16 protein-coding genes are annotated in these 15833 nt (G+C 39.3%); 12 read left to right on the top strand and 4 right to left on the bottom strand.

The features are described from left to right. Positions 1-25 precede the first annotated feature (25 nt). Positions 26-619, bottom strand: a complete 594-nt coding sequence (locus tag WA249_RS02305) for a Maf family protein (protein ID WP_336166282.1) — start codon at positions 617-619, stop codon at positions 26-28. Further along, entirely contained in the window at positions 619-1002 is a 384-nt protein-coding gene (locus WA249_RS02300; protein ID WP_003651438.1) for a DUF2237 family protein, read from the bottom strand. Before WA249_RS02300 ends, WA249_RS02305 begins: the two co-directional genes overlap by 1 nt. Positions 1003-1140: 138 nt before the next feature. Here WA249_RS02300 and WA249_RS02295 point away from each other — a divergent pair, with 138 nt between their 5' ends. From WA249_RS02295 to fba, 3 genes are all read left to right on the top strand, one after another. Further along, positions 1141-2328: a phosphoglycerate kinase gene (locus WA249_RS02295; protein ID WP_336166281.1), complete on the top strand. Its 1188-nt coding sequence runs from the start codon at positions 1141-1143 to the stop codon at positions 2326-2328. A 124-nt stretch (positions 2329-2452) separates the two neighbouring features. After that, the gene (locus WA249_RS02290) at positions 2453-2701 is read left to right on the top strand and encodes a hypothetical protein (protein ID WP_336166280.1); all 249 of its coding nucleotides are present in this window, start codon (positions 2453-2455) and stop codon (positions 2699-2701) included. Between the two features lie 121 nt (positions 2702-2822). Further along, on the top strand, positions 2823-3860 hold the full coding sequence (fba, locus tag WA249_RS02285; RefSeq protein WP_003651441.1) for a class II fructose-bisphosphate aldolase: 1038 nt from the start codon (positions 2823-2825) through the stop codon (positions 3858-3860). A 119-nt stretch (positions 3861-3979) separates the two neighbouring features. Here the strand turns inward: fba and WA249_RS02280 are convergent, their stop codons facing one another. Together WA249_RS02280 and WA249_RS02275 are read right to left on the bottom strand one after the other, a co-directional pair. Continuing rightward, the gene (locus tag WA249_RS02280; protein WP_336166278.1) at positions 3980-5290 is read right to left on the bottom strand and encodes a peptidylprolyl isomerase; all 1311 of its coding nucleotides are present in this window, start codon (positions 5288-5290) and stop codon (positions 3980-3982) included. Continuing rightward, positions 5290-7728, bottom strand: coding sequence for an LPS-assembly protein LptD (locus tag WA249_RS02275; protein ID WP_336166277.1), 2439 nt, complete (start codon positions 7726-7728; stop codon positions 5290-5292). The genes WA249_RS02280 and WA249_RS02275 overlap by 1 nt, the downstream gene beginning before the upstream one ends. 120 nt (positions 7729-7848) lie before the next feature. Between WA249_RS02275 and WA249_RS02270 the strand changes: the two genes are divergently transcribed. The 9 genes from WA249_RS02270 to lpxK all read left to right on the top strand — a co-directional run bounded on the left by WA249_RS02270 (position 7849) and on the right by lpxK (position 15824). Then, complete coding sequence (locus tag WA249_RS02270; RefSeq protein WP_336166275.1) at positions 7849-8862, top strand: aminoglycoside phosphotransferase family protein; 1014 nt, start codon at positions 7849-7851, stop codon at positions 8860-8862. Further along, positions 8862-9551, top strand: coding sequence for an N-acetylmuramate alpha-1-phosphate uridylyltransferase MurU (gene murU, locus WA249_RS02265; protein WP_336166273.1), 690 nt, complete (start codon positions 8862-8864; stop codon positions 9549-9551). The genes WA249_RS02270 and murU overlap by 1 nt, the downstream gene beginning before the upstream one ends. 87 nt (positions 9552-9638) lie before the next feature. After that, a complete protein-coding gene (gene rsmG / locus WA249_RS02260) occupies positions 9639-10271 on the top strand; it encodes a 16S rRNA (guanine(527)-N(7))-methyltransferase RsmG (RefSeq protein WP_336166271.1) in 633 nt (210 codons plus the stop codon). A gap of 22 nt (positions 10272-10293) precedes the next feature. After that, entirely contained in the window at positions 10294-11076 is a 783-nt protein-coding gene (locus WA249_RS02255) for a ParA family protein (RefSeq protein ID WP_336166270.1), read from the top strand. Next, on the top strand, positions 11073-11960 hold the full coding sequence (locus tag WA249_RS02250; protein ID WP_016138313.1) for a ParB/RepB/Spo0J family partition protein: 888 nt from the start codon (positions 11073-11075) through the stop codon (positions 11958-11960). Before WA249_RS02255 ends, WA249_RS02250 begins: the two co-directional genes overlap by 4 nt. Positions 11961-12010: 50 nt before the next feature. Beyond that, entirely contained in the window at positions 12011-12646 is a 636-nt protein-coding gene (locus WA249_RS02245; RefSeq protein WP_336166267.1) for a MotA/TolQ/ExbB proton channel family protein, read from the top strand. 12 nt (positions 12647-12658) lie between these two features. After that, on the top strand, positions 12659-13087 hold the full coding sequence (locus WA249_RS02240; RefSeq protein ID WP_004642621.1) for an ExbD/TolR family protein: 429 nt from the start codon (positions 12659-12661) through the stop codon (positions 13085-13087). Further along, positions 13084-14811, top strand: a complete 1728-nt coding sequence (gene msbA, locus WA249_RS02235; RefSeq protein WP_336166265.1) for a lipid A export permease/ATP-binding protein MsbA — start codon at positions 13084-13086, stop codon at positions 14809-14811. Before WA249_RS02240 ends, msbA begins: the two co-directional genes overlap by 4 nt. A gap of 2 nt (positions 14812-14813) precedes the next feature. Continuing rightward, entirely contained in the window at positions 14814-15824 is a 1011-nt protein-coding gene (gene lpxK, locus WA249_RS02230) for a tetraacyldisaccharide 4'-kinase (protein WP_336166263.1), read from the top strand. The last annotated feature ends 9 nt before the right edge of the window (positions 15825-15833 follow it).

Raw genomic sequence — 15833 nt, 5'->3', positions numbered from 1 at the left:
AACCTATTAATAAAAATATCTAAAATTAAGGAATTTGTAGACCAAGCTGCCTTAAAGTATGGCAAAGCTGAATCATTGGTAAACCCATGAGTGTGGTCTGGTCTTGACCTGTCATTTTTTCGAACAGACTAATTCCTAAACTTTCACACTTAAAGCTACCAGCACAATGTAATGGTTGATCTAATGCAACGTATCGTTCAATTTCGGCTTGATTCAACGTTCGGAATTTAACTTGGTAGTGTTCAACAAGCGTTTGCTCAAAATTCCGTTCAAGCCATTGCACACTCAGTGCAGTACTAAAAAAGACAGTTCGGCCTGAGTTTTCTGCTAATTGTACTTTGGCATTTTCAGTGGTCATCGGTTTACCAATAAAGTCACTTGGGGCATGTTCTCGCCATGCGACTTGATCGGAACCAATAATAATTGCATGTGGGTTTTGTGTGGCAATTACTTGGGCTTTTGTGAAAGCTAACCTTTTCGCAAGTTCATCCGCATGGATCTCATCCCGAGGGCTTTCATCAATATCTGGACTTACACAGACATAATTAATACCTAAGCGATCCATTAAGGCTTTGCGTGTTTGACTACTTGATGCCAAAATAATTTGTGGCTGTACCATTACACTGCAAATTCCATTAAAACATCTAAAGGCACATAGCTTAATACAGCTTGATGACATGCATGTATTTTGATGGGAGGTGCTTGACCCGCTTGATAAGCTTCTACCCAACGAGTTACACAGATACACCAGAAATCACCAGGCTTTAGGCCGGGGAAATCTACTTCTGGTAAAGGGGTAATAAGATCATTACCAATTTTTTGTGAAAAATTTAAAAAATCAGAGGTCATTTGTGCACATACGGTATGCTGACCAAGGTCTGTTACTGCTGTGTGGCAGAAACCATTTCTAAAATAGCCTGTAATAGGGTCGAAACAACAACTTGCTAAAGGTTCCCCTAAAACATTTAAACGATTGATTTGTGGATCTGGATGAATAGACATAATGGATGAAATATCAAATGACTATCTCTATCATAATCAAAACTCAGGCTTTCTACAGCTTTTATGCAAAAAAACTAACCTTTTTTGATGTAATCATTTAAAATTGGGGCGTTTTTAAAATCATAAAGAGAGCTTTACATGAATTTTCAGCGTATGACTGACCTTAACTTAACAGGTAAACGTGTCCTTATTCGTGAAGATTTAAACGTTCCTGTCAAAAATGGTGTGATTACTAGCGATGCTCGCTTGCGCGCGGCATTACCGACTATTAAAGCTGCATTAGAAAAAGGCGCAGCTGTGATGGTATTTTCGCATCTAGGTCGTCCTGTTGAAGGTGAACCAAAGCCGGAACAATCACTTGCGCCAGTAGCTGCTTATTTAACAGAAGTATTGGGTCAAGAAGTTAAATTGTTAACAGATTACCTAGATGGCGTAGAAGTTAAAGCTGGTCAAGTTGTATTGCTTGAAAATGTGCGCTTTAACCATGGTGAAAAGAAAAATAATCCAGAACTTTCACAAAAGTATGCTGCATTATGTGATGTATTTGTGATGGATGCATTTGGTACTGCTCACCGTGCAGAGGCATCTACTGAAGGTGTGGCTCGTTTTGCACCAGTTGCGGCAGCTGGTCCTTTATTGGCAGCTGAATTAGATGCACTAGGCCGTGCAATGCAAACGCCTGAAAAACCTATGGTTGCAATTGTTGCAGGTTCTAAAGTTTCAACTAAACTTGATGTTCTAAACTCACTTTCTAGTATTTGTGATCAACTGATTGTTGGCGGTGGTATTGCAAATACATTCTTGGCAGCGGCTGGGTTTAATGTTGGTAAATCATTATATGAAGCTGACTTGGTTGAAACTGCAAAACAAATTGCAGCGAAAGTAAGTGTTCCACTTCCTACAGATGTTGTAGTTGCTGATGCTTCACAAATTAATTTTGAAGATTTCTTAGGTTCTTTGGCAGCAGCACAAGCAGTTGTGAAGAAAGTAGAAGATGTAACATCAAACGATATGATTTTGGATGTTGGTCCGGAAACAGCTAAAGCATTTTCAAATATTTTAACGACTTCAAAAACGATTCTTTGGAATGGTCCTGTAGGCGTATTTGAAGTTGATCAGTTTGGTGAAGGTACTAAAGCACTTTCTCTTGCTGTTGCCCAATCTGCTGGTTTCTCTATTGCGGGTGGCGGAGATACTTTAGCTGCGATTGATAAATATAACGTTGCTGATCAAATTGGTTATATTTCTACAGGTGGCGGCGCATTCCTTGAGTTTGTTGAAGGGAAGACTTTGCCAGCAGTCGCTGTTTTACTTGAGCGTGCTTAATATTGTTATCTAAAAATAAGAAGGGATTGGGTTACCAGTCCCTTTTTTCATGGATAGGTCATCAAACTGTCATATATCTGCAATAAAATAGCGGGCATTAAATCACCAACTGTGGACAATAGTGATGAATTTAAAGCTTACATTTGCTGCTCTGTTAATTGTACCGATGATGTTGACTGCTTGTGCTAAGAAAGATGAAGCACCTCAGGCTGGACAAGAATCGGCGGCAGCTTCTACTGCTATTTCTGAAAAAGTAACACCTGAGCAACAAGCAGCAATTGATGCGATTGATAAGCCAGTTTTAGATGAAAAGAATACTGATGTGGTTGAAGGTAGTGCACCAACTGAGGTTACTGCTTCAGAAACACATTAATTTGTTGTTTTTTGTTAAAAAATCCCTGCATATGCGGGGATTTTTTTTGAAATACTGTGATTTGTTGCTGAATTGAAATAAATGAAAGGGTAGAATAAGGCCCACTACCTGGGAGGATATTATGGCACTCATTTCAATGCGCCAGCTCTTGGATCACGCTGCTGAACATAACTACGGCGTACCAGCATTTAACGTAAATAATTTAGAACAAATGCGCGCAATCATGCTTGCCGCGGATGCAACCAATTCACCTGTAATTGTTCAAGCATCAGCTGGAGCTCGCAAATATGCAGGCGCTCCATTCTTACGCCATCTTATTTTGGCTGCAATTGAAGAATGGCCACATATTCCAGTGGTAATGCACCAAGACCATGGTACAAGCCCTGATATCTGTCAGCGTTCAATTCAGCTTGGCTTTAGCTCAGTAATGATGGACGGTTCATTAGGTGTAGATGGTAAAACACCTACATCTTACGAATACAATGTTGATGTAACGCGTAATGTTGTTGCTTTAGCACATGCATGTGGTGTTTCTGTCGAAGGTGAAATTGGCTGTTTAGGTAGCCTTGAAACTGGTATGGCTGGTGAAGAAGATGGTGTTGGTGCAGAAGGTGTGCTTGACCATTCACAACTTTTAACTTCTGTTGAAGAAGCGACTCAGTTCGTTGCTGATACAAATGTTGATGCACTAGCAATTGCAGTTGGTACTTCACATGGTGCGTATAAATTTACGCGCCCACCTACAGGCGATATCTTGGCAATTGACCGCATTAAAGAAATTCATGCAGCATTACCAAATACTCACCTTGTAATGCATGGTTCGAGTTCTGTTCCGCAAGAATGGTTAAAGGTAATCAATGAGTTCGGTGGCAATATTGGCGAAACTTATGGTGTACCTGTTGAGCAGCTTGTAGAAGCAATCAAACACGGTGTACGTAAAATCAATATTGATACTGATTTACGCTTAGCTTCAACCGGTGCGATTCGTCAGTTTATGGCTGAGAACCCATCTGAGTTTGATCCACGCAAATACTTTGCTAAAACAGTTGATACAATGAAGCAAATTTGTATCGATCGTTATGAAGCTTTTGGTACGGCAGGTAATGCTGACAAGATCCGTCCAATTTCTTTAGAGAAAATGGTTGATCGTTATAAATAATTCCCGTTAGGGTTTGATTTATAGAAACCGGTTATTCATATAACCGGTTTTTTTATTAGCTAATTTTTATTTATAAAAAAACCTGTAATAAACACAGGTTTTGATAAAGAGAAATTAACTTACTTCTGCAAGTTCTTTTTGTCGAGGCTTGGGTCTTTAATTTCTACATAAGCATTCGCACGTACTTCACGTAACCAGCTATCAATTTCGGTGTTAAATTGACGCTCTCCTAAAATTTGACGTGCCATACGTTCCTGATATTCATGGGTCATATCTTTTTCACGTTTTTCAGTTACTTGTAAGATATGCCAACCGAATTGGGTCTGGAAAGGTTGACTGATTTCACCTACAGGAATTTCCTGCATTTTTTTGTCAAATTCAGGCACCATCATGCCTGGTGTAACCCAGCCTAAGCTGCCGCCATCACGTGCCGAGCCTGTATCGTTTGAATAAGTTGCAGCAAGTGTGGCGAAATCTTCACCAGCCTTTAATCGTTTGTAAATGCTATCAATAATTTGTTTCGCATTTTCAGGGCTTACTACCTCAGAAGGTTGAATAAGAATATGGCGAGTTTGAAATTGAGGTACTAAAGCTTTTTGTTCATTTTGCTTACGTTCTAAGAGTTTTAGAACATGTACACCATCACGTACAGAGATTAAATCAGTTGTTTGACCATCTTGCAGTGGCGTGATACGAGCAGCAAGTTCGGCTGGGATGTCAGAAAGAGGACGGAATCCCATATCAGCACCTTCAACTTTTACAGTCGAAGTTGAAAGCTTTTTGAGGGCATTTAAATCATTGCTCTGAGCAAGTTTTGAGCGAACTTGTTGAGCCACTGATTGAACTTCCTGTGGATTATCACCAGCAATACGCACATGAAGTACGTGTGCTTGGTTTCCTAGAGCTGCTTGTCCCTGAGGTGATTTTAAGAAGTTCTCTACATCTTGATCACTAATTTTAATACGAGACATGACTTGTTGCTGGCGCAAACGATTAATCGCTAAATCTTCAGCGATTCGACCGCGTAAATTTTCATAAGTCCCGGGTGCCATAGCATCTAACTTCTGCTGGAAGGCTTCTAAATTTTTAGATCCAGATTGACTTGCTACTTTTAATACAGCTTCATTCAAGCTTTTTTCATCAGGTTTGATACCATATTTTTTAACTTGTTCAAGTTGTGCCTGACGCAAGATGAGTTGATCTAACACCTGAAATTGTAAATATTGCTGAGGCGGAACCTCTTTTTTTTGTGCTTGTAGTTCGTGAGCGGCTTCAGTCATCCCTTGTTGAAGATCGCTTTTTAAAATTACGCTATTGTCCACAATTGCCACAACTTCATCAGCTGGTTGGGCAAAACTATGCATTGATGAAGAGATTAGGGCAGCAAGGGTCGTTGCTTTAAAAAACTGTTTAAGATGCTTTGTCTTCATTAACGTTGTGTCCAAGATTGATTAATTTTGTTAAAACCTAAAACGCGATTTTCAAGTAAAGATGCGAGTTTATTGTTTAAACCACCTAAACCTTTTAGTGTAATTTCGGCCATAATCGCACGTTTTTCACTAACGTTTGGAGATTTTGGATCATCTAGATCGTTGTAGTACGAACGGCCATAGACCGAGATACCCCAACAACATGATTCATAATTAACACCGAGTAAAATTTCACGGGCGACATCATTGTCCATGTCATATTGTACGTGGCCCATAATACGCCAATTGTCTTTAATTGGTTGTATAAACGATGCAACAACTTGATCGTAAGTATCTTGACGGCCAGGAATATCTTTGCGGTAGAAGTAGCCTAAGTTATATAGATTTCCTTTATCTCCAGTATAATAAACTTGGAAATCACGCTGAGCGTTATCACCATTAGACATCCATGCTGAGTTGGCTGCGATAGTGAAATTTTGGTTTAACTGGCTTGTTAAACTGACAACTGGACCGGTGTTACGTTCGGTATCAATCTCATCTTGTTCGTTTAAAGTAACACGGCGATCTTCAAAGTAATAGCTTTGGCCTACACTTGCACGTAAACGTTCTAAGCCTACTGTGTCAAAAAGGCTATAACTTACACCAAGTGATAAGAAGTTGTTGTCTTCAAGGCGGTCATGACCATAGAAGCGGTATGGGTTAAATAATTGATCATAATTAACCGACGCTGACGTTGAGTCGAAGTTTGGATAACCGTTCTGATTTTTGTAAGGAGCATAAGCATAAAATGCGCGAGGGGTAATTGTCTGAAGATATTTACCTTCTCGTTCAAAAGTCAGCCCACTATCCAAAGTAAACTGAGGTACAACTACTGATTTAGATTCTGAGCTGGCATCTAGACCTTGTGAGGCGATACTATCTTTGTCATAGAATGTTTGAATAGAACGTACAGACACTTCAGGAATAACAAATGCTGCTGGTGTGCGGTAGTTATAGCGCGTTGCGAATTGGTTGTAAATACGAGTACCACTGCTTTCTTGAGCAGAGCCGTCATCAATTGACTTTTTGAAATATGCCGTATCGTTATTAAATTCGTATTGTAAACCTAGCGGGTTACCAGTGACATAATTTAATAAGAACTGTGGTAAACGGGCATAAGGTTTATTTGCATCAGAAATGAGAGGATCAAGTGTCTGGAAATCTTCAACTTTAAGCTGAGCTTTTAGGCCTGGAATACCATGCTGATAGTTTAATTCCCATGCTCTTCGTAGATTTACATCAGTTTTAGAGTTAGGGCTGTTATCTAAATCAGCAAAATAATCTTTATCCGATGCATAGCGATATTCAAGGTTAGTAGACCACTGATCGTTAATATCCCAGTTATGAAGGAAATTGAAATTTTTACGATCTTTGTCATCATATTTTTTATCAGATGGAAGTAAGCCACCCCATATTTGACCTGAACCGAAGCCATCAGTTAAATATCGGAACGAACCTTGTAACATTGCACCACGGTCGGCTAAATAACGTGGAGTGATCGTTGCATCATAATTAGGTGCAAGGTTTAAATATACAGGTACTGAAAGTTCAACACCGCCATCGTTTGAGAATCCAAACTGAGGAGTAAGAATACCTGTGGTTCGTCGGTCATCAATTGGGAAATTGAAATACGGAACGGCTATGACAGGAACATCTTTAACATAGATTTTTGTTCCGCGTGTAACACCACGACCAGTTTCCTGATTTAGCTCAATTTTGTTAGCTTGGATTTTCCATGCAGGTTTTTGGCCTGGTGGACAAGTGGTATATGTAGCATCGTTTAGAACCATCACATTTGGCGATGTTTTTTCGATTTTGCCTGCATGACCGTGGGCATGTTGCTGTTCAGAAATATAAAAACTATTGTCTAAATTGCCAGTTTGAGTTTTTAAATTGTAATCAATCTCATCACTTTGAGAGAGCAAGCCCCCTTGAGCAAGTTGTACTCGGCCTTGTGCATGGGCAAAGGTTTGGGTCTTATCAATCGTAACCTTGTCAGCGCGAACTGTGCGTCCTTCCTGATCAATAACGACGTCGCCTTCTAATACTGAGTCACCAGCAGGATTATAATGCCCATAATTAGCCGTAACGACAGAAGTCGTTTTATCGGCAGTTAGGGCTTTGGTCTCAGGGTTAATCGGTGTAACCCATGTACCCTGGCAAAATGCCGAGCTTAAATATTTATTGTTACGAAGCTGTGCCTCAGGTGCAGATTTATCAACATAATACTGTTGAAAGAATTCTTGACCTGGGTAGGCTTCTTTGATGCTCGCTTTAAGTTGATTATTGTCTATATTGGAGACAACATCAGCTGACTCAGCATAACTTGATTGTATGGAGCCACATAAGAGCGTAAAAATAGCTGTCGCTAAGGGATTAAATTTAAACTGATGCTTCATTGTCTCATTAACCAAGTATGCTAATTCACAATTAATTATTGTCGCATCATAGAGAAAAAGTTTATAAGTGGCTACACTTAACCCTTCAAAAATCTCAGCTTGTTTTAGATTTTATTGCAAATGAATACACAACGTGAACAATTGATATATACATGGCTTACATCTGTTCTTGAAAATGATCAATTTAAGATCGCTTTTTTGGCAGGTGATGCAAGCTTCCGCCGTTATGCGCGTATCCAGTTACAAAATAAAACGTATATGCTCATGGATGCCCCTCCAGAAAAAGAAGACTGTGTTCCGTTTGTGACCATTGACGAATTTTTTGCAGGCCATGATGTACGCGTACCGCAGATCGTCGCGAAAGATTTAGCTCAGGGTTTTCTGTTATTGGAAGATTTTGGTGATGTGCTGTTATCGACATTATTGAATGATGAAACAGTCGATAAATATTATGAGCAAAGCTTTAAACAGCTGATTCACTTGCAGTCTGTGAATGGTCAGGAGCAGTTTCCTGCATACTCTTATGAGAAATTGTTGACTGAAATGAGGCTATTAACTGACTGGATGCTGCCATCTTTGCAAATTACTCCAAACGCAAAGCAGCAACAGGTAATTGATGAGGCTTTTGATTTGTTGGCAAAAACTGCATTGGCTCAGCCGCAAGTGATTGTACATCGTGATTTTCACAGTCGTAATTTGATGAAAATTGCAGATGAATCAGAGCTTGGAGTAATTGATTTTCAGGATGCCGTGATTGGTGCTGATACTTATGACCTAATCTCGATTACTCGTGATGCTTATGTTCAGTGGAATGCAGAGCGTGTATATCAATGGTTTAGAGTCTTTTATGACTTACTACCTGAGTCTGCTATGCAGAACCGCAGTTTTGAACAGTTTAAGCGTGATGCAGATTTAATGGCCATTCAGCGCCATATTAAAATTTTGGGCATTTTTGTACGTCTGTTTGAACGTGATGGTAAGTCTGGATACTTAAAAGACTTGCCGCGAGTCATGTGGTATTTACTCGAAGAAAGTCGTGGTTATGCTGAACTAGATGAATTTATGTTATTCATAAATGACATAGTTATGCCTAAGTTTATCGCGAAATATGGTAACTACGAGGTAGTAGCATAATGAAGGCAATGATTCTTGCCGCTGGCTTGGGTAATCGGATGCGTCCACTCACGCTATATACACCAAAGCCTCTGCTTGAGGTAGGCGGTAAGCCGCTTATTGTATGGCATATTGAAAAACTTAAGAAAATTGGTGTGACCGAAATCATCATCAATTCTGCATGGTTGGCCGATAAACTCATCAGCAGCTTAGGCGATGGTTCTCAATTTGGTGTGGATATCCGTTGGACACGAGAGGATGAAGGGCTGGATACAGCTGGTGGAATTATTAACGCTTTGCCACTACTTGGAACAGATCCGTTTATTCTGGTGAATGGAGATGTGTGGACCACAATGGATTTTGAAGGTCTACGCCATATTCAGCTAAATGATGATTTAGCACATCTTGTGTTGGTTGATAATCCTAAACAGCACCCTGAAGGTGACTTTACATTATTGGATGGAAGCGTTTTTACATTCGATCAAGATGTGACGGGTGAGAACCTCACTTTTAGTGGTGTGTCTATTATCCATCCTAAGCTTTTTGATGGATTGGAACCTGGTAAACGTCCTTTAGCTCCACTGTTGAAACAAGCAATGCACAATCAAAAAATATCTGGTGAAAAGCTTAAAGGTGCATGGGTAGATGTGGGAACGCCTGAGCGTTTAATGGAGCTAGATTTGCAAATTCGTGAAGGCTTCTACGATTAAGTGTGTAATCCCTAATCGTTAACTAGTGTTCCACGATGCATAAATGGGTATACTTTGTTTTAAATTTTACTTAGATGTTATCTGTTTATGCATCCGTTTTTTCAAGAGTTACAACAGGGTAGTCAAAAATTAGGTTTATCGCTTAGCGATGAAGCTTTGGCATTATTGTTAAAGTATCAAGATGCTTTGGTACTTTGGAATAAAGCATATAATCTGACAGCAATTCGTGATCCGAAAGAAATGTTAGTGAAGCATTTGTTGGATAGTCTAAGTATTTTAAATGACTTACCTGAAGGTAGACTGCTTGATGTGGGTACAGGCGGTGGTATGCCTGGCATGATTGTTGCTCTTTGTCAGCCACAACGCCAATGTGTTCTTTTAGATTCTAATGGTAAAAAAATTCGTTTTTTGAAGCAATTTATTGCTGATCTTAAATTAAGTAACGTTGTGGCAGTACAAACACGTGTTGAGAATCAAGATACAATTGATGAGCTTGGCCAGTTTGACGTCATAACAAGTCGAGCTTTTGCTTCTTTAACGGACTTTGTAGATGCGGCTCAGCCATACCTTCATCAGAGCAGTATAATTGCAGCGATGAAAGGTATAGTGCCAGTTGACGAAATTGAGCAGCTCAAGCAGGACTTTTCATGTAAAGTGATTGAACTGCGCGTACCAAGACTTGATGAACAACGTCATTTACTTTTACTTCAACGTATCTAAATAAAAAAGTATTAAGGTTACCATGGCTCAAATTATTGCGATTGCAAACCAAAAGGGTGGTGTTGGTAAAACAACGACTGCAGTAAATCTTGCAGCGTCTCTAGCTGTATTAAAAAAACGTGTATTACTTGTAGATATGGACTCACAAGGTAATGCTACGATGGGGTCTGGTATTCAAAAGAATGAGCTTTTGTATTCAATTACAGATGTTCTTCTTGGCGAAGTTCCAATTGAAACTGCCATTCAAAAAGCAGAAGTTGGATATAAAGTTCTAGGCTCTAATCGTGAGCTTTCAGGTGTAGAGCTCGCTATTGCAGAGCAGGAAGGTCGTGAATTCATTCTAAAGAATGCTTTGAATGAAATCAGAAACTCATTTGACTATATCATTGTGGATTGTGCTCCAAGTTTGAGTTTGATTACTGTAAATGCTTTGGCTGCTGTGGATAGTGTAATTATTCCAATGCAATGCGAATATTATGCATTAGAGGGTTTAGCTGATTTAACCCAGACCATTGATCGTATTCAAAAAGCACTCAATCCTGATTTAGAAATTATTGGTGTATTACGTACGATGTACGATGCACGAAATGCTTTAACACGTGATGTTTCTGCAGAGCTAGAGCAGTATTTCGGCAAAAAACTTTATGATACTGTTGTTCCACGTAATGTTCGCTTAGCAGAAGCGCCAGCACACGGGTTGCCTGTTATCTATTTCGAAAAAAGTTCTAAAGGTGCGGTTGCATACTTAAATCTTGCAGCTGAGATGTTAAAGAGAAGTAAAGTGAAGAAAGGAAGTAAAGTATGAGCATCAAAAAACGCGGGTTGGCTAAAGGACGTGGTTTAGATGCATTACTTGGTTCAATTCAAAAAGAAAAATTACAACTTGAAGCGCAGGCGTTAGACCACGGACAGTTAAAGCAAGTTGATGTGAATTTACTGAAACGTGGTGAATATCAACCACGTCGTTTTATTCATGAGCATGATTTACAAGAGTTGGCATCTTCTATTGAAAAACATGGGGTGATGCAGCCTATTGTCATCCGTCCAGTTGATGATGAAGCTCATCCATTTGAAATCATTGCGGGTGAACGTCGTTGGCGCGCAGCACAAATTGCGGGCTTAACTGAAATTCCAGCAATTGTTCGTGATTTAAATGATCAGGTTGCAATTGCATTAGCGTTAATTGAAAACATTCAGCGCCAAGATTTAAATCCAATTGATCAAGCAATAGCTTTACAGCGTTTTCATGATGAATTTGGTCTAAGTCATCAGGAAATTGCCGACACGGTAGGTAAAGCACGTACTACTGTCAGCAATCTATTGCGGTTATTGAGTTTGGCTGATGATATTAAAGATTTCATGCAGCAAGGCCAGCTTGATATGGGGCATGCTCGAGCAATTTTGACCTTGAAAGGTAAAGATCAATTAGAAGTTGCTAAAATTGTAATCGAGAAAGGATTGTCCGTTCGTCAAACAGAGCAATTGGTGCGTGACAGAAGTGAGCCTAAGCAGGAAAAGGAAAAAGCGCCTGTAGCACCAGATATTGAGCAATTGACACAAAAATTATCAGAGCGTTTTGGCGCTAATGTAAAAATTGATCATAACCAAAAAGGTAAGGGTAAGCTTGTTATTCATTATCATACCTTAGATGAGTTAGATGGCATTTTAAATATTTGTTTGCCAGAATAATTTGTAGTTGGGTCATGTATTTCTAATTTTATATTCTTGGGGAAGAAAATATGTGGGAACTTGTGAGAGCGGGTGGCTGGTTGATGCTGCCTTTAATTCTATGCTCGATTTTAACTGTTGCGATCAGTATTGAGCGTTTTGTTCGGTTAAGACGTTCACAAGTTCTACCCGAAGCATTAAGCGGTAAGGGGGCTTTATGCGCTGAAGATATCGTTGAAAGTTTAGAGCAAAATGTAGAAGTGCAAAGTAGCGCATTGGGACATATTCTAAAAGCAGGTTTTGAGCATCGCGAGCATGGTGAGCAATTTGCTCGTGCACAAATGGAAGTGGCAGCTTCTCAAGAAATTTCTTATTTGGAAAAAAATATTAATTTTCTGGGCACTCTAAGTGCTGTAGCGCCGCTGCTTGGGTTGCTTGGTACTGTAGTGGGAATTATTGAGTCATTTCTCGTTATTGACTTTGGATCGGCTGGTAGTCCAAGTTTAATGATCCCTGGTATCTCTAAAGCATTAATTACCACAGCTGTTGGAATGTTAATTGCAATTCCAGCTTTAATTGCCTATCGCTATTTTCAAAGAGTAGTGCAAGATTATATTGCTGAATTAGAACAGCAATCGACCCTATTTCATGCCTCATTGTTCTATAAACGTTCTTCTTCTGCAGCTGAACACCGCCGTGTTGGTTAAGGTGAAAGCCAGATGAAATTTAAACGTTCTCAGGTTGAAGACATTCATATCAATTTAACGCCTATGATTGACTGTTTGCTGTTTATTTTGGTTTTTTTATTGCTATCGACCACTTTTAATCAGCCAAGTCGCATCAATTTAACATTACCAGATGCACAAGGTGTTCCACCAAAACAGTACGATCATAAAATTGAAGTCGTGGTAGACTCTGCTGGTCATTATGCTGTGAATGGTCAAGCACTTTCGTCTAAAGAAGTCGCTGATCTGAGTACTGCGATTAAGCAAGTTGCTCAAGAGCACCGTGATTTTATGTTCATCATTGCTGCGGATGCCAAAGCATCTCATCAGGATGTAATTCGCGTTATGGATGTAGCAGGACAACTCGGTTTTGTTAACATCAATATTAGTACCAAAGTTCCTTCTAGAGGTTTTTCTGAGTGAATCAAGATTTTAAGGTTTATACGCGTCTCATTGCCTATTTAAAACCTTATTGGGGCGTGGCCTTATTAGTACTTATCGGGTTCGGTATTAACTCAGCAACAGAAGTTTCCGTTGCTAAATTGATTAAATTTATTATTGATGCAATTCAAAACAGCAGTAGAGCAGATTTGGATTGGTTCCCGTTATTAATTATTTTATTAGTATTCTTCCGTGGTTTAGGCCTATTTATGGGTGGCTACTATACTGCGGTAATTTCACGCAGTTTGGTTTTTAGTATTCGTCAGGAAGTTTATGCGAAACTTTTAAGACTACCAGCTCAATATTATTTAGATAATTCATCTGGTCATATTACTGCCAAAATTATGTATAACGTTGAACAGCTCACAGCGGCTTCTTCTGAATCGCTGAAGACTATTGTTCGAGATGGTATGGTGACTTTAGGCTTACTTGGATATCTGTTTTATACCAATTGGCGCCTTACCTTATGCATTATTGTATTTTTACCACTGATTGGCATATTAGTACGTAAAGCTTCAAAACGTATGCGCAAGCTTTCATTACAAGTTCAAGATACGATGGGAGATGTGAATCATGTTGTCCAAGAAAGTATTAATGGTAATGCAGTAGTTAAAACTTTTGCCGGAGAGGAATCTGAACAGAAACGCTTCTATACGTCATCAGAAGAGAACTTAAAGCGTGGGCTAAAAATGGTGATTGTACAAAACCTGAATAGTCCAGTTGTTCAGGTGGTAATGGCTTGTGCGATGGCGCTTATTGTGTGGTTAGCTTTACGGCCTCAGATTTTAGGTAATACGAGTGCGGGTGAGTTTGTTGCTTATATTACAGCAGCGGGGCTTCTTTCAAAACCAGTTAAAAGCTTGACTGATGTTAATGAAAAACTACAACGTGGTTTAGCAGCAGCTCATTCTGTTTTTGAACTGCTAGATTTACCTGAAGAGCAAAACAATGGCCAATTGAAACCTAAATTAAATGGGGCAATCCGTTTTGATCATGTGACATTAAATTATGCTGATAGTGTAGCAGCCATTAAAGATTTTTCTTTAGATATTCGTCCAGGTCAAACTGTGGCATTGGTTGGTCGTTCAGGTGCGGGTAAAAGTTCATTAGTCAACATGTTGGTACGTTTTCAAGAAGTATCGAGTGGGCAAATTTATTTAGATGATTTGCCAATTAATGACATTGAACTTTCTTGTCTACGCACGCAAATTGCAATGGTAAATCAACAAGTTATATTATTTAACCGTACTGTTCGGGAAAATATCGCATATGGTCAGCTGGAAGGTGCATCAGATGAAAAAATCTATGCAGCGGCAAAAGCAGCATATGCACATGACTTCATTATGAATTTACCAAACGGTTATGACACTGTTTTAGGTGCACAAGGTCTAAACCTATCAGGTGGTCAGCGTCAGCGAATTGCAATTGCTCGAGCAATTTTAAAGAATGCTCCAATTCTAATTTTAGATGAGGCTACAAGTGCTCTCGATAATGAATCGGAACATTTTATTCAGCAAGCATTTGATGGAGCGATGCAAGATCGCACAACGATCGTTATTGCACACCGTTTGTCAACGATTGAAAATGCTGATCTTATTGTAGTGATGGATCAAGGGCAAATTGTTGAGCAAGGTACACATCAAGAACTTCTTGAAAAACACGGTGCTTATTATCAATTACATCAGCGTAATTTTGAGGATAACTAAGCATGTCATTGGCCCAGCTGATCCAGAATGCATGGAATAAGCAATCGCGTTGGTTGATTGCTTTACGTCCATTATCTTGTTTGTATCGTGCTGGGTTTCTATTAAATCGTAATATTTATACTACTGGTTTAAAGAAAGTCTATAAAGCACCTGTACCTGTCATGGTGATTGGTAATATTACCGTGGGCGGGAGTGGGAAAACTCCATTATTAATACAACTGGTGGATTATCTACAACAGCATAATGTCAAAGTTGGGGTAATTAGCCGGGGCTATGGTGGAGCTGGTCCTTTTCCTATGTTGGTTACTTCGGGTGCTCAAGCGGCTCAGGTTGGAGATGAGCCAGCCTTAATTGTTCAATCGACAAGTGTTCCAATGGCAGTGGGTCCTAATAGACAAGCGGCAATCGAGTTATTATTAGCATCGACAAAACTAGATTTAATTATTAGTGATGATGGATTGCAACATTGGGCATTGAGACGACAAATCGAATGGATTGTACTCGACCAAAATCGTGGTTTAGGAAATAAAAAACTATTACCTGAAGGATATTTGAGAGAGCCAGTTGAACGTTTAGAAACTGGAACAGTAATTGAACATGCATATAAACCAACTACAGAATTAAATATGCATCTTGAGACTGGACAGCCATATTTACTCAATCCTTCGTCAATAGCTGAACATGGTTTTAATCCTCAACGTAATTATCATGCTGTAGTGGGTATTGGCTTTCCACAGCGTTTTTATCAAACGCTTAAAGATTTAGGCCTAAAACAATTTCAAGAACATGCGTTTCGTGATCATCATGATTACTCAATCAATGATTTAATTTTTAATGATGAACTGCCACTGATTACAACTGAAAAAGATGCAGTTAAATTATTGCCATTGCTTGAAAAACATCCGGAATTTAAACAGCCTATTTGGGTTGTTCCTGTTAAAGCTATCCTGTCTGTAGAGTGTTATCAGGTTTTAAAGCAGCAACTGCAACAACTTGATATCCAATTATCTTAGGAAGAAAAA

This window comes from Acinetobacter sp. 161(2023) (assembly GCF_037027805.1).
GTDB lineage: Bacteria > Pseudomonadota > Gammaproteobacteria > Pseudomonadales > Moraxellaceae > Acinetobacter.
Note: the sequence above shows the minus strand (reverse complement) of the source record. Positions and strands in the feature narration are given on the sequence as shown.